Source organism: Duganella sp. 1224, assembly GCF_013408245.1.
Lineage (GTDB): Bacteria > Pseudomonadota > Gammaproteobacteria > Burkholderiales > Burkholderiaceae_D > Rugamonas.
Window position 1 is genome coordinate 20,266 of sequence record NZ_JACBYS010000013.1, and the last position, 23,826, is coordinate 44,091.

Here is a 23,826-nt window from a genome sequence, read left to right on the forward strand (position 1 = left end):
TCGTCATCGGATATTCGCGATCTCGCGTTTCAAGGCATCGACATTCTTTTCCGAGCGGCTGATGCTGTCGCGCAGCGCCGCCACCCGCTCCTGGTACTTGGCGTAGTTGCGCTCGTCGCCGCGGCGCTCCGGCTCGCCGCCGTTGAATTCGCGGCGCAACTCGGCCAGCTTCAGCTGCTCGTTCTTCAGTTCGTCTTCGAGGATGCCGCGGCGGTCGGCGTCGCGCGCCTTCTGCTCGGCGCTGTCGACGCGCGGGAACTCGCCTGGCGCCGGCGCCGGCTGCGGCGGCCGCGCGCTGGCCGGCGCGCTGCGGCGCGCCGGCGCCGGCACCGTCATCCCCGGCAGATCCATCAGCTTGCAGTAGCTGCCGCGGTTGATGTCGGTGAACTCGACGCTGCCGCCGGGCGGCTGGCACTTGTAGATCTGCGCTTGCGCCGCCGCCGAGGCCAGCAGCGCCAGCAGCACGCTCAATTTCAAACTGGTTGTCATTCGTAAATCCGTGGGTGGAACGCTCCACCCGACTATACCGCATCCAAATAAAAACGCGGGGAAAGCCAGCGCTCGCCCCGCGTCGGATGCCGCTCACCGGCGCCGTGGCGCCCGGTGGTTACAGCGAGTAGTACATGTCGAACTCAGCAGGGTGAGTGGTCATGCGCATGCGCTGCACGTCCTGCATCTTCAGTTCGATGTAGGCATCGATCATCGAGTCGGTGAACACGCCGCCACGGGTCAGGAACTCGCGGTCCTTGTTCAGGTTGTCCAGCGCTTCTTCCAGCGAGGCGCACACGGTCGGGATCAGTGCGTCTTCTTCCGGCGGCAGGTGGTACAGGTCTTTCGACGCGGCCTCGCCCGGGTGGATCTTGTTCTGGATACCGTCCAGGCCGGCCATCAGCAGCGCGGCGAAGCACAGGTAGACGTTGGCCAGCGGGTCCGGGAAGCGGGTTTCGATGCGGCGGCCTTTAGGATTGGCCACGTGCGGAATACGGATCGAGGCCGAGCGGTTTTTCGCCGAGTACGCCAGTTTGACCGGGGCTTCGAAGCCTGGCACCAGGCGCTTGTACGAGTTGGTGCCTGGATTGGTGATCGCGTTCAGCGCCTTGGCGTGCTTGATGATGCCGCCGATGTAGTACAGCGCGGTTTCCGACAGGCCGGCATAGCCGTCGCCGGCGAACAGGTTGCTGCCGTCTTTCCAGATCGACTGGTGCACGTGCATGCCCGAACCGTTGTCGCCAACGATAGGCTTCGGCATGAAGGTGGCGGTCTTGCCGTAGCTGTGGGCCACGTTGTGCACCACGTATTTCAGGTTCTGGGTCCAGTCGGCGCGCTCAACCAGGGTCGAGAACTTGGTGCCGATTTCGTTCTGGCCGGCGCCGGCCACTTCGTGGTGGTGCACTTCCACCGGAATGCCCAGCGATTCCAGGATCAGGCACATTTCCGAACGCATGTCCTGGAAGCTGTCCACTGGCGGGACCGGGAAGTAGCCGCCCTTGACGGTTGGACGGTGGCCGCTGTTGCCGCCTTCGATTTCCTTGTCGGTCGACCACGAGGCTTCGTCCGAGTCCACTTTGACGAAGCAGCCCGACATGTCGATCTTCCAGCGCACGCTGTCGAAGATGAAGAATTCTGGTTCCGGGCCGAAGTAGGCGGTGTCGCCGATGCCCGACGATTTCAGGTAGGCTTCGGCGCGCTTGGCGATGGAGCGTGGGTCGCGGTCATAGCCCTTGCCGTCGGCTGGCTCGATGACGTCGCACTGCATGAACAGCGTGGTTTCTTCCATGAACGGATCGATGCGCGCGGTGTTTGGGTCCGGCAGCAGAATCATGTCCGATGCTTCAATGCCTTTCCAGCCGGCGATCGAGGAACCGTCAAACGCGTGACCCGATTCGAACTTGTCGATGTCGAAAGCCGACACTGGCACGGTGACGTGCTGTTCTTTACCGCGGGTATCTGCGAAACGGAAATCAACGAATTTGACTTCGTTTTCCTGGACTATTTTCAAAACTTCTGCGGCCGTAATTGCCATGCGTATCTCCTAAAGGGAATATGTGGAACTCGTGGGACCTAAATAAGCAGTATCCGTGCCAGCCTGAAACGCAGTATGGGCAGAACAATCGCGCACCTCTTTGGTGCGACTCCAACATTTTGCACCTCATGAGTGCGTTTTGGAATTTTTTCTGAAAAGCGCATGGTTTTGGTGCATCGGGGTCGCAGGCGCGCGCGGACGCCATATAATAAACTCAAACTTATAACCGGAACACCTTATGAGCAAAATTGATGAGATTCTCGCCCTTGCCCGCAGCCGCAGCAAGGACTGGCCCTATGCCGGCGCGGTGACGCCGGCCGAGGCGTATGAGCTGATCAGTCTGGAAAACGCGATCAAGCTGGTGGACGTGCGCACCAATGCCGAGCGCGACTGGGTGGGCCGGGTGGCCATTCCGGACGCCCAACATGGTGCGGTGCAGTGGGCAACCTACCCGGGCGGCAACGCCAACCATGACTTTATCGAGCAATTGAATGGCGTGGCGCGCAAGGACCAGGTCATTTTGTTCCTGTGCCGCTCCGGCGTGCGCTCGCGTGGTGCAGCCAAGCTGGCGACCGAGCATGGCTACCAGCATTGCTACGACATTCTCGAAGGCTTCGAGGGCGAGAAGGATGAGCATGGGCACCGCAAAAACGTCAACGGCTGGTGCCACGCCGGCCTGCCCTGGATCGGTGCCTGATCTAAACCGGGGTCAGGTCCGGCATTCGGACACGAGCACAACCGTAGTCTTCCCTACGGTTGTGCTCGTGTCCGAATGCCGGACCTGACCCCGGTTTATATTGGCACGGATTCCGCTGGCGCCGCGCTGGCCTCGCCCATCAGGAACTGGATGCGCTTGCGCACGAACTGGATGTGGCTGCGCAAGCCATACAACCCATCGGCAAACGACAGCGGTATCGACACCTGGTTGACCAACTCCTCGATCTGATCCAGCCGCTTCAGCTGCTCCTCGTACACCTGCATGCGCGTCGCTTCCGGCGCTTCCTCCACCTTCTGCTCCACCGCGCGCAATTGGCCGTACCACTTGTACACGCGCGAGCGGATGCGCCACACGTACAGCGGCGGCACCACCTTCGATAGCGGCAGGATCAGCGCGCCCAGCGCCACCACCAGCACCCACATGCGGTCGAAGAAATTGGCCAGCCAGAAGGTCATGTAGCGCTGCAGGAACGGCGGCCCGCTCTTGTAGAACTTGGCCGCCTCCGGATCGACCGGAATCTCGGTGTACTTGGCCGACGGGAACTGGCCCTGCTGCTGGAACCAGCCGGCGCCGCCGTGGATCGCGGCCGCCGCCTGCACGAACAGGTCCACCAGCGCCGAGTGCAAGTCCTCGCGCGCCACCAGCGTGGCGGTCGGCGCGATCAGGCTGTAGTTCTCGGCCGGTATGTTGCGGCCCAGGTCGACAATCCCTTGCGGCAGCACCACGTGCGTCAGGAACGGCAGCTTGCGCGAATACGCCTCGGCCTGGTTGAAGTCGAACAGCCGGATGCCCGGCGTTTGCAGCAGCATCTGGATCAGCGGCGCTTCCGGCGCCGAGGTGAACACCAGGCCGTCGATGCGGCCTTCCAGCAACTCCACCGTGGCCGGCGTGTTCGCCAGCGAAAAGCGCTCCACTTCGTCCTTCTCGACGCCATTCAGTTCGAGGATCTGGCGCAGCAGGCGCGGCGAGCCGGAGCCCTTGGGACCGTAGTTGATCTTTTTGCCGCGCAACTGCGTCAGCTGGGTGATCGGCGGCTGGCCCGTCTCTTCGCGCAGGAACAGCCACAGCGGCTCGACGAACAGGCTGCCCAGCGAGGACAGGCCCTCGCGCTCGGCCGCCTCCTCGTTGGTGGAGCCGCTTTGCACGAAGGCGATGTCGACCTTGCCGTCTTTCAAGTTGCGCAGGTTTTCACTGGAGCCGGCCGACGGCACCAGCGTGACCTTGACGCCGTGCTTGGCCAGCGCGGCGGCGTATTTCTTGCCGAATTCCTCGTAGGCGGAGTTTTCCTGGCCGGTGCCGAGCCGCACCGTGCGCGGCGGCGCCGGGTCAACCAGCCAGTAGGCCAGCAGGCAGACGCCGACGATCGTCAGCACCGTCGGCGCGGCGGCAACGATCAGGTCCCGGAACGAGAACTGCGTGAACTTGAGGATCTTGGACATGTGGTGGCGCATAGGTTTCATGGGCTGATACATTGCCAACAATTATGAAACTATGCAAGGGGAGCACGCGGCGGCAACCCGGAAAGGCTGGGGTCTGACCCCGCACGGGGTCAGACCCCGGTGTGCCGCCGTGCGGGTTGGAATTAACCGCCGCAGGCCTGCAGCGGCGGCTTTGCGACTTCGGGTGCCATGCCCCCGACTTTCATTACCATCGGCGCTGCGCCGGGTTTGGGCACGGCGTGCGGTTCGATCAGCGGCATCAGGCTCGGCGCCAGCACCACCAGCAGTTGCACCGGCAGCGCGCTGGTGAAGTCGTAGTTCTTCGACTCCGGCCCGTGCACGTACGCCGTCATCGAACCAAAGAAGCGCTCGCCGATGTTGAACACAAACGTCGCCGACCGGTTCACGTAGCGCGATTCGATCAGCCGCCCGCCCGCCGCGTAGACGTCGAAGCGCTGGTCGCCGGTGCCGGTCTTGCCGCCCACCGGGATGATTGCGCCGTCGGCCGACACGAATGCCGACTTCACCCGCTTGGCCGTGCCGTCCGATACCACGCCGCGGATCGCGTCCGCCGTCACCCGCGCCACTTCCGGCGAGATCACCTGTTCGTTGCCGGTCGGCGGCGCCTTGGTCACCAGCGTTTCATACGGCGTGCCCTTGGCGAAGTGCAGCGAGGTGATGCGCTGCGAACTCTTGCGCACGCCGCCGTTGACGATAATCCCCATCATCTCCGCCAGCGAGGCCGGCCGGTCGGCCGAGGCGCCCAGCGTGGTGGCGTACGACGGCACCAGCGAGTCGAACGGATAGCCCATCTTCTTCCACTGCTTGTGGATTTCCATGAAGCCTTCCACCTCGATCAGCCCGGCGATGCGCTTGTCCTGCGCATGCTTGCGGTGGGTCTTGAACAGCCACTGGTAGACCTCCTGCCGTTCCTTCTCGCTGGCCGCCGTCATCTGCGTCAGCGTCGCGCCCGGATGCTTGAGCATGTAGGCCGCCATCCACAGCTCCAGCGGATGCACGCGCGCCAGGTAGCCGCGGTCGGCCAGCGACCAGTTGTCGGCCGAGTACTGCTCGTACAGCTTGGCCACACGGTCTTCCGGCACTTCGTTCTGCGACGGCAGGTTGTCGTGCAGGTAGGCGCTGAACTGCGCCACCGTAGCTTCCGGGTACAGCGTGCGGTGGATCACCGCCAGCCGCGTGGCGGTGCTGCGGATGTTGGCGATGACGATCTTGTCGATCTCGTTCTGCGGCTTGCCCTTGTACTTGGCGTAGAAGCGCACCAGGAATTCCTTGCCTTCCTTGTCGGCGAAGCGCGCCAGGTAGCCGGCGCGGCGCGGATCGTCGGCGTCGGCCAGCAGCGAGGCCGACGAGCCCGGCGACTGGAACATGTAGAACTTGGCCACATCGCGCATCAGCCGCACGAACACCAGGTTGGTGGAGTGGCGCAGCGCCTCGGTCACGGTCAGGATCTTGCTGTTGTCTTCCTTGGAGAAGTTGCCGAAGTGGTGCAGGCCGCCGCCGGTGAAGAAGCCCTCGCCCGGGTTGCCGGAGTACTTGCGCTCCATGGCCGCGTTCAGCATCGGCGTCAGCGCGCGCTTGTCGGGATCGACCGGCAGCGCCTTGAAGTAGTCGATCGCCCACTGTGACAGCTTGTCCTGCGGATCGACCTTGACCTGGCTCAGCGCGGCATTGTCCATGCCGCCGTACTTCTTGTGCAGCTGGTCCACGATGTCCAGGTAGGTGACCAGCGTGCGCAGCTTGGCGGTCGAGCCCAGGTCCAGCTTGGCGCCCTCGTTGATGTCCAGCGGCTGGTCGAAGTTGTCGGTCTGCAGGCGCAGCAGGTTGTTCTGCTCGCCCTTCTCCAGCAAGGTGAAGCTGTACACCACGTTGGCCGGATCGCCGTTGCCCAACATGCCCTTGCCGGTCAGGCCGGCGGCCTTGGCCTTTTCCGGATCGCGCAGGTCGCGCAGCACCTGCGTCACGGCGGTCTGGGCCTGCGCGTCCAGCGTGCTGACCACGGTCAGGTCCAGCCGGTCCAGGTTGTACATGCGGTTGTCGCCCAGCAGGTTGGCCAGGTGGTTGCGGATCGCGTTCGAGGCCTTGCGGCTGACGAAAGTCTGCGGCGGCGCCGATTGCAGGCCGTTGCCGGTAGCCGGGTGCAGGTGCTGCTTCAGCGCCATGTCGCGCATGGCCGGCGTGATGGCGCCATCGTTGGCCAGGATGCGCAGGTGGCTGTTGGCCAGCACCTCCAGGTCGGCGGCGCCGTCGCCCAGGTAGTAGCTCGGACGGCGCTGCGCGATCATCAGGCTCAGCGCTTCCTTGAACACCCGCGCGGTTTCCGCATCCGGCTTCTCCAGCTTGCCGTTCAGGCGCTGGTTGACGTCGTCAAACGAGCGGCCGTACCACACCCACATGCCGTCGCCGATGCCGTTCACCTCGCCATAGCCCGGCTTGGCCGACAGCGGCACGGTGTTCAGGTATTCCAGCACGATGCGGCGGCGCGCCTTGCTGGTGTCCGGGCCGTCCATGTAGGAGCGCATGCTGGCCGACACCATCTGCTGCAGCTTGTCTTTCATCGAGCCGGTGCGGCCTTCCGGCGAGTGGCGGTACTTTTCGATCTGCGTGGCCAGCGTGCTGCCGCCGGCCGCGCGATGGCCGCCGCCGACCGCGCTGGCGGTTTTTTCCAGCACCGCCTTGCCCAGCCGGTCCCACTCCACCGCCGGATTGCGTTTCGGGTAGGTGTTGTCCAGCAGCTCGCGGTTTTCGATGAACAGCAAGCTGCTGACCAGCACCTGGGGCGCCTGCTCGAACTTGTTGTAGATGCGCTCCGGGTAGCTGGCGGCAAACAGTTCCTGCGCGCGGCAGTCGTAAATCGTCAGGCCGGTCTTGGTCTTTTCGCGGTAGGTGGCAAACACGCCCATGTCGACCATGTCGGCCATCTTGGACGAGATGCGCGCCTGCGCCGCGACCTGGTAGTCGCGCTGGCTCAGTTTGCCGATGTAGTCCGGCAGGCCGGCGTAGCCCAGCCGCTCGTCGTACGGGCTGTCGTGCGGGAAGCGGATCGATTTGCTCGGCCCCTTTTCCACCTTATAGGTCATCTTGCCGGCCAGGTCGCTGAAGATGCGCGCCTGCATCGACGAGGTCAGCGTTTCGCGATAGCCCCAGTAAATCGCGAACGAGGCGCCGACCAGCAGCACCAGCAGCAGCGCGTTGCGTTTGCGTTTGCTTTTCTTGGGGGCGCCTTCTTCTGGCGGTAGGGGTGGATCCATCTGCGCTTGCGCCAGATGGGCTTCGGATGATTCGGTTGTATTTGGAGGCAGCATCACGATGTTTCAGTCAGTCTTGCTAGCTTCCATTGCACCACATCACAGCGATGACGATGGGAGCGGACGCACAATAATTGCTTGGCACCGTTTATTTTTCGCAAAAAAACAACGGCGTTCTCTCCGAAGAAGGAACGCCGTGTCATGCGACTGTCACATTGCAGCCGATAAGCGGATTAGGCCGGCTTGAACTCTACCTGAAGCTTGCGCAACTCGTCGCACAGTTGCAGGAACGCGGTGGCCGTTTGCACCGGCTCGCCCTTGACGCCCAGTTCGATGTGGCGGCGGGTGGTGGCGTCGCCCACGCTGGGCAGGCTGAACACTTTGACGCGCGGGAATTGCTGCTCGATCGCCACCATCAGTGGCGTCAGCGCCGATTCGGCCGTCTCGTACACCAGCACTGATTCCTCCAGCCGCGGCTCGCGGTTGAACAGGTCGGCGTAGTGGTTGTCCAGCACCCACTCCAGCATCGGCCAGGCCATCACCGGGAAGCCCGGCACGAAGTAGTGCTTGCGCAGCGCGAAGCCGGCGATGTTGTTGTACGGATTGGGAATCAGCGCCGCGCCCTCGGCGAATTCGGCCATCTTGAGGCGGTGCAGGTTTTCCGGTGAGTTCAGGTCGGCGCTCTGGCCGGCCTCCTGCGCTATTTGCAGGATGCGCTGCTGGATGTTGCGCTTGCCCTGCTCGTGCAGCACCAGCGGCAGGCCGAGCGCGTCGGCGGCGGCCTGGCGGGTGTGGTCGTCCGGCGTGGCGCCGATGCCGCCGCAGCAGAACACGATGTCGTCGCTGGCAAAGGTACGCTTCAGCGTGGCGGTGATGCGGGCCGGGTCGTCCGGCAGGATCTCGGCCCAGGTCAGTTGCAGGCCGCGCGCCGCCAGCATCTGCACGACCTTGGGGAAATGCTGGTCGACGCGGCGCCCCGACAGGATTTCGTCGCCGATGATGATGAGTCCGATTGCCATCTGAGTATCCTTAAGTAAGTTCCGCCGGAATGACGGCGGCTGTTTCCGCGGCAGCGGCCGCCCGCAGGCGCGCCAGCGCATCCAGGCAATAGTACGCGAACCACAAGCCGGTAAAGATAAAAATCAGCACATACAGCCAGATCGACACGGCCGCCAGGAAGGGGAACATCACCACCGCCATCACGCCGCCCAGCCAGATGGCGCCCGGCAGCGCGCCGGCGGCGCCCGACACCACGCCGATCACTAGCAGCGGCCAGCGGTGCTCGCGCAGGATCTGGTGGCGCTCCTCGCTGCTGGCGTAGTCGGCCAGCGTGTCGTACACCATCACGCGGCAGGTCAGCCAGCCCCACAGCAGCGCCTGCACCACCACCGCCAGCGGCGGAAACGCGTACAGCGGCAACGTCAGTATCCACAAGCCGATGAAAATCGCCATGCCGCCCAGCGCCACGCCGACGCTGCCCAGCACCGAGCCGCCCTTGCGCTGCTCCAGCTGCGGGTAATGGCGCAGGCCGACGTGGCGGCCGATCAGCGGCATCGCCACCACGCCGATGAAGATCAGCGCGGTCAAAATCATCAGCGGCAGCAGGCCCAGCATGGCGATCAGCGGCACCACCACCGCCGTCAGCGTGCCCAGGCCGAGGCTGCGCAGCCAGCTGGTGCTGGTGGCGAACAGGTTATGTTCGGCGAACAGCGCGTGCAGGTAGTCGACCAGCGGCTGCAGATAAAAATACAGCGCCGCCGCCCAGACACCCAGCGCCAGCAGAAACGGCACGATGCTCATCAACAGCATCTTGCCATGCCATTGGGACAAAAAAGCGCGGCCCCACGCGCGGAACACTCCACCCATCAAACAATATCCTTACGTGCGTATTCAATCATGCGGCGCAGGCCCAGCACCTGCTGCGCCCAGAAGCCCTTGCCGTAGTCGCGCCCCGGAGTCTGGCGGCCGTCGGCGCCGTTGCGCGGCAGCTGGTCGCGGATGCCGGTGGCGACGAATTGCGGCGTGAAATTGGCGGTGCGGAACAGGATATCCCACACCGGCAGCAGCACGGCAAAATTGCAGCCACCCAGCTTGCCATCCTTGTTCTCGTGCCCGGCGCCGATCGCGTGGTGCATGCGGTGATAGCGCGGCGACACCAGCAGCCGCTCGCCCAGCCAGCCGAAATGGATGCGGACGTTGGCGTGCTGCAGGCTCTGCAGAATACGCGACACCGACACCAGCAGCACATACTGCGCCGGCTCGACGCCGATGCACAGTGCGATCACGCCCATATACACGTCGCGCAGCAGGTCGTCGAGGATGTGGTTGCGGTCGTCGCTCCACAGGTTCATGTTCTGCTGGCTGTGGTGCAGGCCGTGCAGGCCCCACCACCAGTTGAAGTGGTGCGAGGCGCGGTGATACCAGTAATCGAAGAAGTCCAGCACCACGAAATACACGGCAAACGCGGCCAGCGGGTTGATGCCGGGCCACAGCGACTCCAGGTTGAACGGGTGGACGCCATCAAAGCGCAGCCAGCCGGCCAGGCTGTCCATCAGCGGATCAAGCGTGAAGAAAATCAGCACCGAAAACACGCCGATCCGGTGCAGCACGGTGTAAATAAAGTCGTTCCAGCGCGCGCGTGGGTCGGTGATCTTCTGCGCCGGAATCAAGGACTCCAGCGGCCGCAGCACCAGGAACAGCAGCGCCAGTTCCAGCAGGCCGATCAGCAGCCACTCGGTGCCCTCGAACGCGTCCTCGACAAATTCGCCGAAGCCGAGCCGGAACACCAGCGGCTGGACCGCCGTTTCAAACAACCAGCCCTGCGCCACGCCGAGCCAGTCAGACAGTGTGTCGATCATTTTTTATAGTCCGGATGCTCGCGCAGCGTGGCGAAGCACATGCCTTTCTGCTCCAGCCCGCTAATCAGAGGTTCAAGATTCGCCGGCGCCCAAGGGTCCTTGCGCGACCAGATGCCCATGTGGATCAGCACGATATCGCCACCGCGCAGCTCGCGCAACGACTTCCGCAGCAGTACCGTATTCGGGTACTTTTCGCTCGCCAGTTCGTCACCCGAAAAGCCGGCCGGCGACCAGCCCACGTGCGCGTAGCCGCAGGCCTTGCCGATCTCCAGCAGGCGCGGCGAGGTGCGGCCGGCCGGCGCGCGCCATAGCGGATCGAGATGCGTGCCGGTCAGTTCGACAAAGCGCTGGTCGACGCGCTGAAGCTGCTGGCAATACTGCTGCGGCGTCCAGCTGACCAGCTTGCCCGCCTGCGGGCCGAAACCGGGCTTGACCACCACCGCGCCATCGGCGCCGTCGCGCGCGTACACGGCGTGGTCCCAGGTATGGGTGCCGACCGCGTGGCCCTCGGCCACGCGCGCCTTCCAGTACGCGGACCAGGATGGATCAAGCGAATAATCGCCGCGCACGGTTTTCTCGTTGGCCAGGAAGAAGGTGGCCTTGATCTGGTGGCGGTTCAGCGTGTCGGCGATCAGCCCGGCCTGCGACTGGCTGCCGGTGTCAAAGGTCAGGTAGATGGTGCCCTTGCAGGCCGCCGGCGCCGCCTGCAACGGCGCCGCCAGTGCCAACAGGGTCAGGGCGGCGGCGCGCTGCATCAGCGTTGCGCGGAATTGAAGAAGAACACGCCGTGCGGCGAACGGCCGACCGGGATCACCTTGATCACCTTGCGGCTTGGCAGATCGATCACCGCCACCTTCTTGATCCAGCGCAGCGTGACCCACATGGTCTTGCCGTCGTCGGTCACTTCCATGCAGTCCGGGCCGCCGGGCACGTTGATCTGGCCGACGTTTTCCAATGTCTTCTGATCAATGATGTTAATCGAATTGGAAACACGGTTGGAGACGTAGGTGTAGCGCCCATCGCCGGCCGAGCGGAAGTTGTGCGCGCCCATGCCGGTCTTGATGCGCTTGACGGTTTTCTGCGCCTTCCAGTCGATCACTTCCACGTAGTCGCTGCCCATGATGCCGACCAGCAGATACTGGTCGTCCGGCGTCATGGCGATCCCCGCCGGCAGCTTGCCGACCGGCAGCGTCCACTTGACGGTCTGCGTGGTCAGGTCGATGGCGCTGACCTGGTCGCTGCCCTGCTGGGTGATGAACACCATGGTGCTGGCGGCGTTGAAGGCCATGTGGCTCGGCAGCTTGGGCAGCGGGATGCGCTTGGCCAGCGCCAGGTTGGCGCCGTCGTATTTGTACAGGTCGACGCGGTCCAGCCGCAGCGAGTTCGACACGAACCATTTCTGGTCGGGCGAGAAGCCGATCTGGTACGGGTCGAGGATGTCCTTGACGGTGCGCTGCGGCTTGCCGGTTTTCGGGTCGAGGAAGATCAGCTCGTTGCCGACCGAGCTGGCGACGATCAGCGACTTGTTGTCCGGCGTCGCCATCAGGTGGTGCGGCTCCTTGCCGACCGGGATGGTGCCGAAGTCCTGGTAGGTGGCCTGGTCCAGCAGTTGTACGGTGGCGTCGCGGGAATTCAGGACCACCACGACATTGGCCTGGGCCGCGCCAACAGCCAGCAGGACGGTGGAAAAAACAAGACTGCGGAACATGGAAAACATCGCCAGTGAGAGCAAAGCTTTATTTTACGTGCAAACCGGGCGCTGGCGAGACGAAACCGGGACAAATCTTCATGCGTGCGACGGCCCTGCTACAATTCCGGCCTGTTTCTAATGAAAGGAAGATCATGTCCACCATCACCACCCCATCCGGCCTGCAATACATCGAACTGACCGTCGGCGAAGGCGCGGAAGCCAAGGCCGGCCAGAACGTCACCGTGCACTACACCGGCTGGCTGCAAAACGACGACGGCAGCAAGGGCCCGAAATTCGATTCGAGCAAAGACCGCAACGATCCGTTCGAGTTCGCGCTGGGCGCCGGCATGGTCATCCGCGGCTGGGACGAAGGCGTGCAGGGCATGAAGATCGGCGGCACCCGCCAGCTGATCATTCCAGCCGACCTGGGCTACGGCTCGCGCGGCGCCGGCGGCGTGATCCCGCCCAACGCCACGCTGATTTTTGACGTGGAACTGCTGGGCGTTTAAGCCCATCCGCTAGCGCTGCCAGTTGCGGCGCAGCGCTTCCAGCTCCGCGCGCGTATCGAGCATGCCGCCGACGATGCGCTGGTCGATCGCCTCCAGCAGCGCCGTCGGCATCTCGGTGCCCGCCGCGCGGTAGCCGCCGCCGGCCGCCGGCAGCGGCCGCGCATTCTGCACCATCACCGGTATCCGCCACTCGTCGTTGGCGCGGCAGGCAATGCCGACCACATCCTGCGTCATCCCCACCAGCGTAAAACTGCGGCAGTACGTGCCCTCGTTCGACAGGAAGCTCAGGCCCACGCGCACCTCGCTGTCGGTCTGCACCGCCGCCCCCAACTGCTGGCTGAGCGCGGTGGCCAGCTTGCCCTGCGCCAGCAGCCAACCGTTGCGGCTGGCCACCTCGCTCGGCGGCGGCTTGGCCTCGCCGCCAAACCAGTCGGGCTGCCACTTGGCCAGCCCGAACTTGCCGGCCGCCAGCCCCAGCACCATCACCAACGCCAGCGCGCTCCACTCCAGCCAGCTCCAGCGCCGGCGCGCGGCCTTGCGCACCGCCTGCTGCGCGGCCAGCCGCTGCGCCCGCACCGCCGCCAGCTGCACCACGTTGGCGCTCTGGCGCGCGCGCGCGGCGGACGGGCCGCGCTGGTCGGCATACACGCCTTCGTCGCGCGCCGCGCGCAGCCGCGCCACCCGGCGTGCCAGGCTGCTGTCATGGCGCATGGCGGCTTCGACCGCGCGGCGGGTATCTTCGTCCAGCTCGCCATCGGCATAGGCCATCAGTGTCTCGTCTGAAAAGCTCATATTTCCCGTCCTTTAGGCATTCCATCATAAACCTTTTTTGCGCCGCATGCGGGATTGGTGAAAACGCAGAAACCCTTTAAATACAAGGCCTTGTTGACACCGCGACGCAGCGAGGCAGCGACTACAAGGCTTACTTCATCAAGAGTTCGTACAGAAACCATTACTTTTAACAATATTTATGCTAATCTGCGCGCTCCAATAACCAAGGAGGTAGTAATGAAAAAAGGCGAACTGATTGCAGAATTTGCGAAACGCACCGAGATGTCCGCTGCTGCCGCCAACGGCGCAGTGAACACCCTGATCGCCATCATCACCGAACGTCTGAAAAAGGGCGACTCGGTCGGCATCACCGGCTTCGGCACCTTCTCCGTCGCCAAGCGCGCTGCACGCAAAGGCCGCAATCCCGCAACCGGCGAAGCGATCAAGATCGCTGCGTCGAAAACCCCGAAATTCTCGGCTGGCGCCACGCTGAAATCGGCAGTCAACCCGACGAAGAAGAAGTAATTCTTCCGGAGTTTTACGCGTGCCCGCAAGGGCACCGAGACGGCGGCTCATGCGGGTAGATGCCCGGCATGGCCGCCGTTCTGTTTTGGAGCGCGCCCTCTAGCGGGTTTGGCCGCCGCTGCGGTTATGATGCGATGGTCAACCACATCACAAGGAGCGCGGTATGAGTTTGCAAGAACAGTTTGAACAGGCCCAGGCGGACTCGAAGAATCTGCCGGAACGTCCGGACAACCAGACGCTGCTGAAGATTTACGCGCTGTTCAAGCAGGCGTCGAGCGGCGATGCGAGCGGCGAGCGCCCGGGCATGACGGACTTCGTGGGCCGCGCCAAGTTCGACGCGTGGGCCGAGCTCAAGGGCACCAGCCAGGATCAGGCCAAGCAGCAGTACATCGACCTGATCGAAGACCTGAAGTAAGCCCGCACGGCGGCTGTGGGGTCAGACCCCGTACGGGGTCTGACCCCGGAGCGGAGCCTCGGGGTAACGGTGGCGCGTTCAGCCCGCCTGCTTGGACCGGCCAACATCCCGCGAACCGCCACCCCGAAAAAAAAGGACCTCCGCGGTCCTTTTATTTTTCAAGCAACAAACACCTTCCGCATCTTCTCCACCACCTTGGCTTCCACCTGCCCCGCCATCAAACTGATCGGAAAGCCCAGCGCGATCTGCACCTGTGCCTGATTCGGCCGCAAGGTCAACGAGCCATTCACGCCGCTGCGCTCGAAGCGCAACACGTCGCCCTCCCAGCGGCACGCCAGTTCAAATTGTTCGGCCAGCTTGTCGGCCACTTGTTGGGCGGCCGCGCGGGCCTGCTCCGGCGCCAGGTGGTGTTCCTGGACGATGTTGATGTCCGCCATGCGGCTCCCCCTGCTCTGAAGAAAACAAAGCCGCCATGATGCCAGTTGCGCCCCGCCCGCGCCAGTCCGCCAGGCGGCGGGGGACCGCTGTCGCTTCCGCCGAACGAATTTGCTTATATGTATTGTATATAAGCCCAATTTGTGAGAAATAGCGAATTACCTTAAAATACAGTGCTTTGCCAAGGTTAGCCAGGCACTGCCCCGCCACCGAAGCCGCTAGCACACCAACATTGATAGGACTGTTATGACCCACGTTGTCACCGAATCTTGCATCGCTTGCCGTTATACGGACTGCGTCGATGTTTGCCCGGTAGATTGTTTCCGCCAAGGCCCAAACTTCCTCGCCATTGACCCGGACGAGTGCATCGACTGCGCCGTCTGCGTTGCCGAATGCCCGGTCAACGCCATCTACGCCGAGGAAGATGTGCCGGGCGACCAGCAACAATTCATCAAGATCAACGTCGATCTGGCGCGTAACTGGCCTTCGATCACCAAGACGATTCCCGCCCTGCCGGATGCGGATCAGTTCAAGGACGTCAAAGAAAAACTGCACCTGCTGGCCCGCTAAGCGCACGCCGCTGCGGCCACACTGAAATCACAGGAAAAACCACGTATGAATAGCACTGTCACCCCTACGGGCGTCATCGAAGCCGATGCCGTCATCATTGGCGCCGGCCCGGTCGGCTTGTTCCAGGTCTTCGAGCTCGGCCTGCTGGAAATCAAGGCCCACGTGATCGATTCGCTGAACGCCGTGGGTGGCCAGTGCGTGGAACTGTATCCGGACAAGCCGATCTACGACATCCCGGCCGTGCCGTCGTGCACCGGCCAGGAGCTGACCGACAACCTGCTCAAGCAGATCGAGCCGTTCGAGCCGACCTTCCACCTGGGCCAGGAAGTAACCAAGGTCGAGCGCCGCGGCGATGGCCGCTTCGACGTCGAAACCAGCACCGGCACCCAGTTCATCACCAAGACCATCTTCATCGCCGCCGGCGTCGGCTCGTTCCAGGCGCGCACGCTGAAGGTGGACGGCATCGACGTGTTCGAAGGCACGCAGCTGCACTACAAGGTCAAGGACCCGGCCATCTTCGAAGGCAAGAACCTGGTCATCTGCGGCGGCGGCGACTCCGCGCTGGACTGGGCGCTGAACTTCGTCGGCAAGGCCGAGTCGGTCGTGCTGCTGCACCGTCGCGAGGAATTCCGCGCCGCGCCGGCCTCGGTGGCCAAGATGAAGGCGCTGTGCGACGACTACGAAATGCAGCTGCTGATCGGCACCGCCACCGGCTTCGAAGCCTCGGCCGACGGCAAGCTGGAGCACCTGAAAGTGACCGCCGCCGACGGCGTCACCCGCCGTGTGCCGCTGGACATGCTGCTGGTGTTCTACGGCCTGTCGCCCAAGCTGGGCCCGATCGCCGAGTGGGGCCTGGACATCGAGCGCCGCCAGCTGAAGGTGCAGAACACCGAGAAGTTCGAAACCAACGTGCCGGGCATCTTCGCCGTGGGCGACATCAACACCTATCCAGGCAAGAAGAAGCTGATCCTGTCGGGCTTCCACGAAGCCGCGCTGGCCGCCTTCGGCGCCGCGCCGTACATCTTCCCGGACAAGAAGATCCACATGCAATACACCACCACCTCGCCGAAACTGCACAAGGTGCTGGGCGTCGAAACGCCTGTGTTCGATTGAGTACACGGCGGCGCACTGTCCTACAAGAAAGCAGCGGAAACGCTGCTTTTTTTATGCCCGCAGCAGTATTATTCTTTCTTACAAGATTGTCTGTGGATAGTACGTAGTGTTTGCCCAGCGGCACTCGGAAATGCTTTACGTCAAAAACACAGCGCCTATAATTTGGCTTATGATGTCGTTTTGGTGCATCGCACCATGCCTATAAACCGGGATGTCTTATGCTCTACCAACTCCATGAAATGCAGCGTTCCTTCCTCACGCCCCTGATGCAGTGGGCGGAGGCGTCGGCGAAATTGTTCACCAACCCGGTGTCGCCGCTGGCGCACACGCCGTTCTCGCAGCGCATCGCCGCCGGCTATGAACTGCTGTACCGCCTGGGCAAGGATTACGAGAAACCCACCTTCGACATCGACAGCACCGAGATCAAGGGCGAGACGGTCGGCATCATCGAGCACGTCACCGTCAACAAGCCGTTCTGCCGCCTGATCCACTTCAAGAAGGATCTGGACGACAAGAAGTTCAAGGCGCTCAAACAGCCGACCGTGCTGCTGGTGGCGCCGCTGTCCGGCCACCACTCGACGCTGCTGCGCGACACCGTGCGCGGCCTGCTGGTGCAGCATGACGTCTACATCACCGACTGGACCGACGCGCGCATGGTGCCGCTGTCGGAAGGCGCGTTCCACCTCGACGATTACATCTACTACGTGCAGGACTTCATCCGCCTGCTGGGCCCGGACGTGCACGTGATTTCGGTGTGCCAGCCAACCGTGCCGGTGCTGGCGGCGATTTCGCTGATGGCCTCGGACAACGATCCCAAGCTGCCCAAGACCATGACCATGATGGGCGGCCCGATCGACCCGCGCCGCTCGCCCACCGCGGTCAACAACCTGGCCACCGAGAAGCCGTATTCGTGGTTTGAGAACACCGTGATCTACCCGGTGCCGCCGAACTATCCGGGCTTTGGCCGCAAGGTGTATCCGGGCTTCCTGCAGCACGCCGGCTTCATCGCCATGAACCCGGGCCGCCACGCGCAGAGCCACCGCGATTTCTACGATCACCTGGTCAAGGGCGACGAGGAAACCGCCGAGGCGCACCGCAAGTTCTACGACGAGTACAACGCGGTGCTGGACATGCCGGCCGAGTACTACCTGGACACCATCAAGACCGTGTTCCAGGACTTTGCGCTGCCGAAAGGCGAATGGCTGGTGGGCGGCAAGCTGGTGCAACCGGCCGACATCAAGACGGTGGCGTTGTTCACCGTCGAGGGCGAGCTGGACGATATCTCCGGCGCCGGCCAGACCCAGGCGGCGCACGACCTGTGCAGCAACATCCCTGCCGAGATGCAGCAGGACCTGGTGGTGGAAGGGGCCGGTCACTACGGCATCTTCTCCGGCCGCCGCTGGCGCGAAGTGGTGTGCCCGCAGATCGCCGCGTTCATCAAAAAGCACGGCTGACCCCAGAACAGCCGTGGGGTCAGACCCCGTACGGGGTCTGACCCCGGTATGCGGTGTGCGGGGTGGAAGCAAGCGCCGCCGCACCGCCTCAACAGCGCAGCCCCGAAAAACAATCCGCGCACCGGGTGGGGTTTTTAGGCCTTCTGCGCGCAGATGTCGGATAATGTCGCTTTTGCCCGATGTTAGTCCGCCGTGTCCACCGAACCCACCCTCGCCGACCGTATTGAAGACGTCCTGCCGCAGACGCAATGCACCAAGTGCGGCTACAACGGCTGCCGTCCCTACGCCGAGGCGATCGCGGCCGGCGACGCCGACATCAACCAGTGCCCGCCCGGCGGCGCTGAAGGCATCGTGCGCCTGTCATCGGTCACCGGGCGCCAGGTCATCCCGCTGAACCCCGCCCATGGCCTGGAACGGCCGCGCGCCGTCGCCTACATCGACGAATCGCTGTGCATCGGCTGCACCCTGTGCATCCAGGCCTGCCCGGTCGATGCCATCGTCGGCGCCGCCAAGTTGATGCACACGGTGGTGCCGGCGCTGTGCACCGGCTGCGACCTGTGCGTGGCGCCCTGCCCGGTCGACTGCATCGTCATGTACCCGGTGACCGAGGCTACCGGCTGGGCCGCGTGGTCGCAGGCTGACGCCGACGCCGCGCGCGAACGCCACGACTTCCGCACCTTCCGCCTCCAGCGCGACAAGGAGGAGAACGACGCCCGCCTGGCCGAGAAAGCCAAGGCCAAGCTGGAGCAGGTCAACAGTATCGACCCGGCCGACGCCGCATCGGCCGCCGCGCTGGAACGCAAGCGCGCCATCATCGCCGCCGCCATGGAGCGTACCCGTCTTAAAAAAGAAGCCGAGAATAAATGAACGCAGCCAAACGCTACGAAATGTTTGTGCGCTTCCGCGCCGCCAATCCCCACCCTGTCACCGAGCTGGAATACACCACACCGTTTGAACTGCTGATCGCCGTGCTGCTGTCGGCGCAGGCCACCGACGTCGGCGTCAACAAGGCCACGCGCAAGCTGTACCCGGTGGCCAACACGCCGCAGGCCATCCTCGACATGGGCGAGGAGGAACTGAAGACCTACATCCAGACGATAGGGCTGTACAAGACCAAGGCCAAGAACGTCATCGCCACCTGCAGAATTCTGGTGGAGAAGCATGGCGGCGTGGTGCCGCAGGAGCGCGAAGCGCTGGAAGAACTGCCGGGCGTGGGCCGCAAGACCGCCAACGTGGTGCTCAACACCGCCTTCGGCCAGCCGACGATGGCGGTTGACACGCACATCTTCCGCGTCTCCAACCGCACCGGCCTGGCGCCGGGCAAGAACGTCGACATCGTCGAACAAAAGCTGCTGAAATTCGTGCCGAAGGAGTTTCTGCACGACGCCCACCACTGGCTGATCCTGCATGGCCGCTACACCTGCAAGGCCCGCAAGCCCGAATGCTGGAACTGCATGCAGATCGACCTGTGCGACTACCGCGCCAAAACCCCCGCTCCAGCGAGTATCTGAGCAGCGTCCGCTGTCACCCCCAACCGCTGCTCAGTCGTGGGGTCAGACCCCGTACGGGGTCTGACCCCAGCCTGGCCTTGCGGGTTAAAGCAACACCAGGTTATCGCGATGAATCAGCTCCTTGCCCTCAACGAAGCCAAGTAACGCCTCGATCTCGGAAGAAGGCTTGCGCATGATGCGGCGGGTTTCGCCGCTGGTATAGTTGGACAACCCGCGCGCCACCGCCACGCCATCCGGCGAAACGCAGGTGATAACCGCGCCGCGTCCAAACTCGCCCTTGACGTCCACCACCCCAATCGGCAGCAGCGACTTGCCCTCCCCGGTCAGCTTCTGCACCGCGCCGGCATCCAGCACCACCTGCCCCGCCGTATGCAGATGATCCGCCATCCACTGCTTGCGCGCCGTCAGATGCCCGGTCTGCGCCGCCAGCTCCGTACCGATCGACTCGCCGCTGGCCAAGCGCGCCAGCACCTCGCGCTCGCGGCCATACGCGATGACCGTATGCGCCCCCGACTTGGCCGCCCGCTTGGCCGCCAGAATCTTGGTCAGCATGCCGCCGCGTCCCAGGCTGCTACCGGCGCCACCGGCCATTGCCTCCAGCGCCGGATCGCCCGCGCGGCCATGCTGGATCAGCACCGCCGACGGCTCCTTGCGCGGATCGGCGCTGTACAAGCCCTTCTGGTCCGTGAGAATAATCAGCGCATCGGCCTCGATCAGATTGGCGACCAGCGCGCCCAGCGTATCGTTGTCGCCGAACTTGATCTCATCGGTGACCACCGTATCGTTCTCATTAATGATCGGCACCACGCCCAGGCGCAGCAAGGTGGTCAGCGTCGAGCGCGCATTCAGGTAACGCTCGCGGTCCGCCAGGTCGGCATGGGTCAGCAGCACCTGCGCGGTGCCCAGCTGGTGCGCGCGGAAGCTGGTCTCGTAAATCTGCGCCAGGCCCATCTGGCCGACGGCGGCGCAAGCCTGCAGTTCGTGAATGTCGGTCGGCCGCCGCTCAAACCCCAGGCGCAGCATGCCCTCGGCGATGGCGCCGGACGACACCAGCACCACCTCCTTGCCCAGCGCGCGCAGGCCGGCGATCTGCGAGGCCCAGCGCGCGATGGCGGCGTGATCGAGTCCGCGCCCATCATTGGTGACCAGCGACGATCCAACCTTGATGATGATGCGGGTAGCTTTTTGTATGACAGAATTCATAAGGCGACATTCTCAAAACAAGCGTAGAAAAATCTGCTGTGATTTGGCGGGCGGTTGGCCCGGCTTGCCGCTCTGACGGCCGCCGATCCTGCGATGGCAGGACGGGCGCCGAGATGGGAAGGCATAATCAGCTGATAACCGATTATGCCGGTGAGGCAGAGGATTAGTCGAGGATTTTGAAGCGTGGATCGTCCGGATCGATCGACGAAATGCCGCGCGCATCTTCGGCCATCTGGGTTTCCTCGGCGCGCTGCTCGGTGTGGCGCGTCTCTTCCAGATGCTTCTGGATGGCGTTGACCAGCTCCTGCGTGCCGTCGTGGCTCAGCGCCGAGATCTCGAACACCGGGCCCTTGAAGCCGAACTTCTTGACGAAGTCCTTGACCTTCTTGGCGCGTTCCTCTTCCGGAATCATGTCCAGCTTGTTCAGCACCAGCCAGCGCGGCTTGTCGACCAGCGCCTCGTCGTACTTCTTCAGCTCATTGACCAGCGCCTTGGCTTCCTTGACCGGATCGACCGAGGCCTCGAACGGCGCCAGGTCGACGATGTGCAGCAGCAGGCCGGTGCGCGACAGGTGGCGCAGGAACTGGTGGCCCAGGCCGGCGCCTTCGGCCGCGCCCTCGATCAGGCCCGGAATGTCGGCGATCACGAAGCTCTTCTCGTGCGACACGCGCACCACGCCCAGGTTCGGGTGCAAGGTGGTGAACGGATAATCGGCGATCTTCGGGCGCGCGTTGGACACGGCGGTGATGAAGGTCGACTTGCCGGCATTCGGCATGCCCAGCAGGCCGACGTCGGCCAGCACCTTCAGCTCCAGGCGCAGCGTGCGGTGCTCGCCTTCCTTGCCGTTGGTCTTCTGGCGCGGCGCGCGGTTGGTCGAGGTCTTGAAGTGGATGTTGCCCCAGCCGCCCTCGCCGCCCTTGGCCAGCAGTTCCATCTGGCCGTGCTCGCTCAGGTCGGCCAGGATTTCGCCGCTGACGTCGTCGATGATCAGCGTGCCCAGCGGCATGCGCAGGTGGACATCGTCGGCGCCGCGGCCATAGCAGTCGGCGCCACGGCCGGCTTCGCCGTTGCCGGCGCGGTGCACTTTGGAGAAGCGGAAATCGACCAAGGTATTGATGTTACGGTCCGCTACGGCCCAGATCGAGCCACCCTTGCCGCCGTCGCCGCCGTCAGGGCCGCCAAACGGGCGGAATTTTTCACGGCAAAACGACGAGCAGCCATTGCCGCCGTCACCACCGATCACTTCAATTTTTGCTTCGTCGATAAACTTCATGATGTACCGCCATAAAACTAAAAGGCTCCACCTATGGGCAGAGCCTTTCGATTGAAGGCTTGCGCCTTACAAACGGCCCCATGACGAGGCCGGAGCGTAAATTACGCTGCTGCTACTACGGTGACGAACTGTTTCGAGCCTTCACCTTTTTTGACGAACTTGACCACGCCGTCCACCAGGGCGAACAGGGTGTGGTCTTTGCCGGTGCCTACACCTTCGCCGGCGCGCACTGGGGTGCCGCGTTGACGAATGATGATGCCGCCAGCGTTGATCGATTGACCGCCGTAAACCTTAACGCCCAGGCGTTTTGATTCCGAGTCACGGCCGTTTCGCGTAGTGCCGCCGCCTTTTTTGTGTGCCATGCTAAAGCTCCTTGGATACTAAAAAAGTGTCGATACGCGATTAGGCGTTGATCGAAACAACTTGGATTTCGGTGTAGTTCTGACGGTGACCCTGATGCTTCTGGTAGTGCTTACGACGACGCATCTTGAAGATCTTCACCTTGTCGTGACGACCGTGGGACACAACGGTGACCAGAACCTTGGCACCTTCAACCAGCGGCGCACCAAACTTGATGCTGTCGCCCGCGCCAACGGCGAGGACCTGGTCGATGGTGATTTCGGAACCAATGTCAGCCGGTATCTGTTCTACTTTGAGTTTTTCGCCTGCAGCAACTTTGTATTGTTTGCCGCCGGTTTTTATGACCGCGTACATGATTTGAAACCTCTTCAAATGTTAAGAAAATCCACCGGGCAAACCGGGGAACCGCAGATTATACACAGGAACCAATTTTGCGTCAAAAACTATTCACAAATCGCGGAGGGCGTGGTATGTCAAACAAGTTTGCCGGGCGGGTTGCTTAACATAGCGTTAATTTACCAGGGCCGAACGCAGGGGGCAGCGCCCCGTGGGGCGGGTCATGACGTATAATTCCGGCACCAATAGTCTAACTGCACAGGTTCGCCTTGTCTGCCGCCACTCAAAACGTCAACCAAAACACCATCACCCACACCATTGCCGCCGACATGGACGCGGTCAACGCGGTGATCCGCCAACGCCTGCATTCCGAGGTTTCCCTCGTCAATCAGATTGCTGAATACATCATCAGCGCCGGCGGCAAACGCATCCGTCCGGTACTGGTCCTGCTGGTGGCCAACGCCTGGTCCTACAAGGGCACGGCGCACCACGAGCTGGCGGCGGTGGTCGAGTTCATCCACACCGCCACGCTGCTGCACGACGACGTGGTGGATGAATCGTCGCTGCGCCGCGGCCGCGCCACCGCCAACGCGCTGTTCGGCAACGCCGCCTCGGTGCTGGTGGGCGACTTCCTGTATTCGCGTTCGTTCCAGATGATGGTCGGCCTGAACAACATGCGCGTGATGCAGATCCTGTCGGACGCCACCAACGTCATCGCCGAGGGCGAGGTGCTGCAACTGCTCAACATGCACGACCCGGACGTGACGCAGGAACGCTACCTGCAGGTGATCCGCTCCAAGACCGCCAAGCTGTTCGAGGCGGCCGCCGAGCTGGGCGCGCTGGTGGCCGGCGCCACGGACGAGCAGATCGCCGCCGCCGGCGAATACGGCCGCTCGCTGGGCACGGCGTTCCAGCTGATCGACGACGTGCTGGACTACGCCGGCGACGCCAGCGAGATCGGCAAGAACGTCGGCGACGACCTGCGCGAAGGCAAGCCGACCTTGCCGCTGATCTATCTGATGGAGAACGGCACGCCCGAGCAGCGCGAGCTGGTGCGCTCGTGCATCGAGAACGGCGACGAGCAGCACTTCGACGCCATCCTGGCCGCGATCACCAGCAGCGGCGCGCTGGACTACACGCGCGAGCAAGCCGTGATTGCCGCCAAGCGCGCATCCGAAGCGATCGCCGGCCTGCCGGACAGCATCTACAAGGAATCGCTGCAGCAACTGGCCCACTTCTCGGTCCACCGCAACCACTAACCCAACTCCGGGGTCAGGTCCTCCATTTCTACACGACCTCTGCCGTACGCGCGCGTACGGCAGAGGTCGTGTAGAAATGGAGGACCTGACCCCGGAGT

25 protein-coding genes are annotated in these 23,826 nt (G+C 63.4%); 10 read left to right on the forward strand and 15 right to left on the reverse strand.

Annotated elements, in window-relative coordinates:
• Nucleotides 1–3: 3 nt before the first annotated feature.
• The gene (locus tag FHW58_RS26975; protein WP_179676280.1) at nt 4–489 is read right to left on the reverse strand and encodes a DUF4124 domain-containing protein; all 486 of its coding nucleotides are present in this window, start codon (nt 487–489) and stop codon (nt 4–6) included.
• Between the two features lie 118 nt (nt 490–607).
• The gene (gene glnA / locus FHW58_RS26980; protein ID WP_179676281.1) at nt 608–2,023 is read right to left on the reverse strand and encodes a type I glutamate--ammonia ligase; all 1,416 of its coding nucleotides are present in this window, start codon (nt 2,021–2,023) and stop codon (nt 608–610) included.
• 238 nt (nt 2,024–2,261) lie between these two features.
• On the opposite strand from glnA, the gene FHW58_RS26985 reads away from it, so the two are divergent.
• On the forward strand, nt 2,262–2,720 hold the full coding sequence (locus tag FHW58_RS26985) for a rhodanese-like domain-containing protein (protein ID WP_179676282.1): 459 nt from the start codon (nt 2,262–2,264) through the stop codon (nt 2,718–2,720).
• Nucleotides 2,721–2,815: 95 nt separating this feature from the next.
• On the opposite strand, the gene FHW58_RS26990 is transcribed toward FHW58_RS26985, so the two are convergent.
• The 7 genes from FHW58_RS26990 to FHW58_RS27020 form a co-directional block, all read right to left on the reverse strand.
• Nucleotides 2,816–4,180: a TAXI family TRAP transporter solute-binding subunit gene (locus FHW58_RS26990; protein ID WP_179676283.1), complete on the reverse strand. Its 1,365-nt coding sequence runs from the start codon at nt 4,178–4,180 to the stop codon at nt 2,816–2,818.
• A gap of 143 nt (nt 4,181–4,323) precedes the next feature.
• Nucleotides 4,324–7,449 carry a transglycosylase domain-containing protein gene (locus tag FHW58_RS26995; RefSeq protein WP_179676284.1) on the reverse strand — a complete coding sequence of 1,042 codons (3,126 nt, stop codon included), beginning with the start codon at nt 7,447–7,449 and terminating at the stop codon, nt 4,324–4,326.
• 230 nt (nt 7,450–7,679) lie between these two features.
• The gene (locus FHW58_RS27000) at nt 7,680–8,465 is read right to left on the reverse strand and encodes a molybdopterin-binding protein (protein WP_179676285.1); all 786 of its coding nucleotides are present in this window, start codon (nt 8,463–8,465) and stop codon (nt 7,680–7,682) included.
• A gap of 10 nt (nt 8,466–8,475) precedes the next feature.
• Nucleotides 8,476–9,312, reverse strand: a complete 837-nt coding sequence (locus FHW58_RS27005; protein ID WP_179676286.1) for an EI24 domain-containing protein — start codon at nt 9,310–9,312, stop codon at nt 8,476–8,478.
• Nucleotides 9,312–10,304: a sterol desaturase family protein gene (locus tag FHW58_RS27010; protein ID WP_179676287.1), complete on the reverse strand. Its 993-nt coding sequence runs from the start codon at nt 10,302–10,304 to the stop codon at nt 9,312–9,314. The genes FHW58_RS27005 and FHW58_RS27010 overlap by 1 nt, the downstream gene beginning before the upstream one ends.
• Nucleotides 10,301–11,059, reverse strand: a complete 759-nt coding sequence (locus tag FHW58_RS27015; protein WP_179676288.1) for a polysaccharide deacetylase family protein — start codon at nt 11,057–11,059, stop codon at nt 10,301–10,303. Before FHW58_RS27015 ends, FHW58_RS27010 begins: the two co-directional genes overlap by 4 nt.
• Entirely contained in the window at nt 11,059–12,012 is a 954-nt protein-coding gene (locus FHW58_RS27020) for a cytochrome D1 domain-containing protein (RefSeq protein ID WP_373996740.1), read from the reverse strand. The genes FHW58_RS27015 and FHW58_RS27020 overlap by 1 nt, the downstream gene beginning before the upstream one ends.
• A gap of 134 nt (nt 12,013–12,146) precedes the next feature.
• Here FHW58_RS27020 and FHW58_RS27025 point away from each other — a divergent pair, with 134 nt between their 5' ends.
• Nucleotides 12,147–12,503, forward strand: a complete 357-nt coding sequence (locus FHW58_RS27025) for an FKBP-type peptidyl-prolyl cis-trans isomerase (protein WP_179676290.1) — start codon at nt 12,147–12,149, stop codon at nt 12,501–12,503.
• Between the two features lie 9 nt (nt 12,504–12,512).
• Here the strand turns inward: FHW58_RS27025 and FHW58_RS27030 are convergent, their stop codons facing one another.
• Nucleotides 12,513–13,295, reverse strand: coding sequence for a zf-HC2 domain-containing protein (locus tag FHW58_RS27030; RefSeq protein WP_179676291.1), 783 nt, complete (start codon nt 13,293–13,295; stop codon nt 12,513–12,515).
• 216 nt (nt 13,296–13,511) lie between these two features.
• Here FHW58_RS27030 and FHW58_RS27035 point away from each other — a divergent pair, with 216 nt between their 5' ends.
• Both FHW58_RS27035 and FHW58_RS27040 read left to right on the forward strand, forming a co-directional pair.
• The gene (locus FHW58_RS27035) at nt 13,512–13,799 is read left to right on the forward strand and encodes an HU family DNA-binding protein (RefSeq protein WP_179676292.1); all 288 of its coding nucleotides are present in this window, start codon (nt 13,512–13,514) and stop codon (nt 13,797–13,799) included.
• A gap of 163 nt (nt 13,800–13,962) precedes the next feature.
• Complete coding sequence (locus tag FHW58_RS27040; protein ID WP_179676293.1) at nt 13,963–14,214, forward strand: acyl-CoA-binding protein; 252 nt, start codon at nt 13,963–13,965, stop codon at nt 14,212–14,214.
• A gap of 158 nt (nt 14,215–14,372) precedes the next feature.
• Here the strand turns inward: FHW58_RS27040 and FHW58_RS27045 are convergent, their stop codons facing one another.
• Nucleotides 14,373–14,651, reverse strand: coding sequence for a polyhydroxyalkanoic acid system family protein (locus tag FHW58_RS27045; protein ID WP_179676294.1), 279 nt, complete (start codon nt 14,649–14,651; stop codon nt 14,373–14,375).
• Between the two features lie 244 nt (nt 14,652–14,895).
• Between FHW58_RS27045 and fdxA the strand changes: the two genes are divergently transcribed.
• The 5 genes from fdxA to nth all read left to right on the forward strand — a co-directional run bounded on the left by fdxA (nt 14,896) and on the right by nth (nt 19,297).
• Nucleotides 14,896–15,219 carry a ferredoxin FdxA gene (gene fdxA, locus FHW58_RS27050; RefSeq protein ID WP_179676295.1) on the forward strand — a complete coding sequence of 108 codons (324 nt, stop codon included), beginning with the start codon at nt 14,896–14,898 and terminating at the stop codon, nt 15,217–15,219.
• A 45-nt stretch (nt 15,220–15,264) separates the two neighbouring features.
• Entirely contained in the window at nt 15,265–16,332 is a 1,068-nt protein-coding gene (locus FHW58_RS27055; RefSeq protein ID WP_179676296.1) for an NAD(P)/FAD-dependent oxidoreductase, read from the forward strand.
• A gap of 218 nt (nt 16,333–16,550) precedes the next feature.
• Complete coding sequence (locus tag FHW58_RS27060; protein ID WP_179676297.1) at nt 16,551–17,786, forward strand: polyhydroxyalkanoate depolymerase; 1,236 nt, start codon at nt 16,551–16,553, stop codon at nt 17,784–17,786.
• A 192-nt stretch (nt 17,787–17,978) separates the two neighbouring features.
• Nucleotides 17,979–18,653 (forward strand): electron transport complex subunit RsxB, encoded by a 675-nt coding sequence (gene rsxB / locus FHW58_RS27065; RefSeq protein ID WP_179676298.1) that lies wholly within the window; start codon nt 17,979–17,981, stop codon nt 18,651–18,653.
• Nucleotides 18,650–19,297, forward strand: coding sequence for an endonuclease III (nth, locus tag FHW58_RS27070; RefSeq protein WP_179676299.1), 648 nt, complete (start codon nt 18,650–18,652; stop codon nt 19,295–19,297). The genes rsxB and nth overlap by 4 nt, the downstream gene beginning before the upstream one ends.
• 84 nt (nt 19,298–19,381) lie before the next feature.
• On the opposite strand, the gene proB is transcribed toward nth, so the two are convergent.
• The 4 genes from proB to rplU all read right to left on the reverse strand — a co-directional run bounded on the left by proB (nt 19,382) and on the right by rplU (nt 22,487).
• A complete protein-coding gene (proB, locus tag FHW58_RS27075) occupies nt 19,382–20,500 on the reverse strand; it encodes a glutamate 5-kinase (RefSeq protein ID WP_179676300.1) in 1,119 nt (372 codons plus the stop codon).
• Nucleotides 20,501–20,663: 163 nt separating this feature from the next.
• Complete coding sequence (gene obgE, locus FHW58_RS27080; protein WP_179676301.1) at nt 20,664–21,773, reverse strand: GTPase ObgE; 1,110 nt, start codon at nt 21,771–21,773, stop codon at nt 20,664–20,666.
• A gap of 101 nt (nt 21,774–21,874) precedes the next feature.
• Nucleotides 21,875–22,135 (reverse strand): 50S ribosomal protein L27, encoded by a 261-nt coding sequence (rpmA, locus tag FHW58_RS27085; protein WP_179676302.1) that lies wholly within the window; start codon nt 22,133–22,135, stop codon nt 21,875–21,877.
• Nucleotides 22,136–22,175: 40 nt separating this feature from the next.
• Complete coding sequence (gene rplU, locus FHW58_RS27090; RefSeq protein WP_135204478.1) at nt 22,176–22,487, reverse strand: 50S ribosomal protein L21; 312 nt, start codon at nt 22,485–22,487, stop codon at nt 22,176–22,178.
• A 251-nt stretch (nt 22,488–22,738) separates the two neighbouring features.
• Between rplU and ispB the strand changes: the two genes are divergently transcribed.
• Nucleotides 22,739–23,728 carry an octaprenyl diphosphate synthase gene (ispB, locus tag FHW58_RS27095; protein WP_179676303.1) on the forward strand — a complete coding sequence of 330 codons (990 nt, stop codon included), beginning with the start codon at nt 22,739–22,741 and terminating at the stop codon, nt 23,726–23,728.
• Nucleotides 23,729–23,826: the final 98 nt, after the last annotated feature.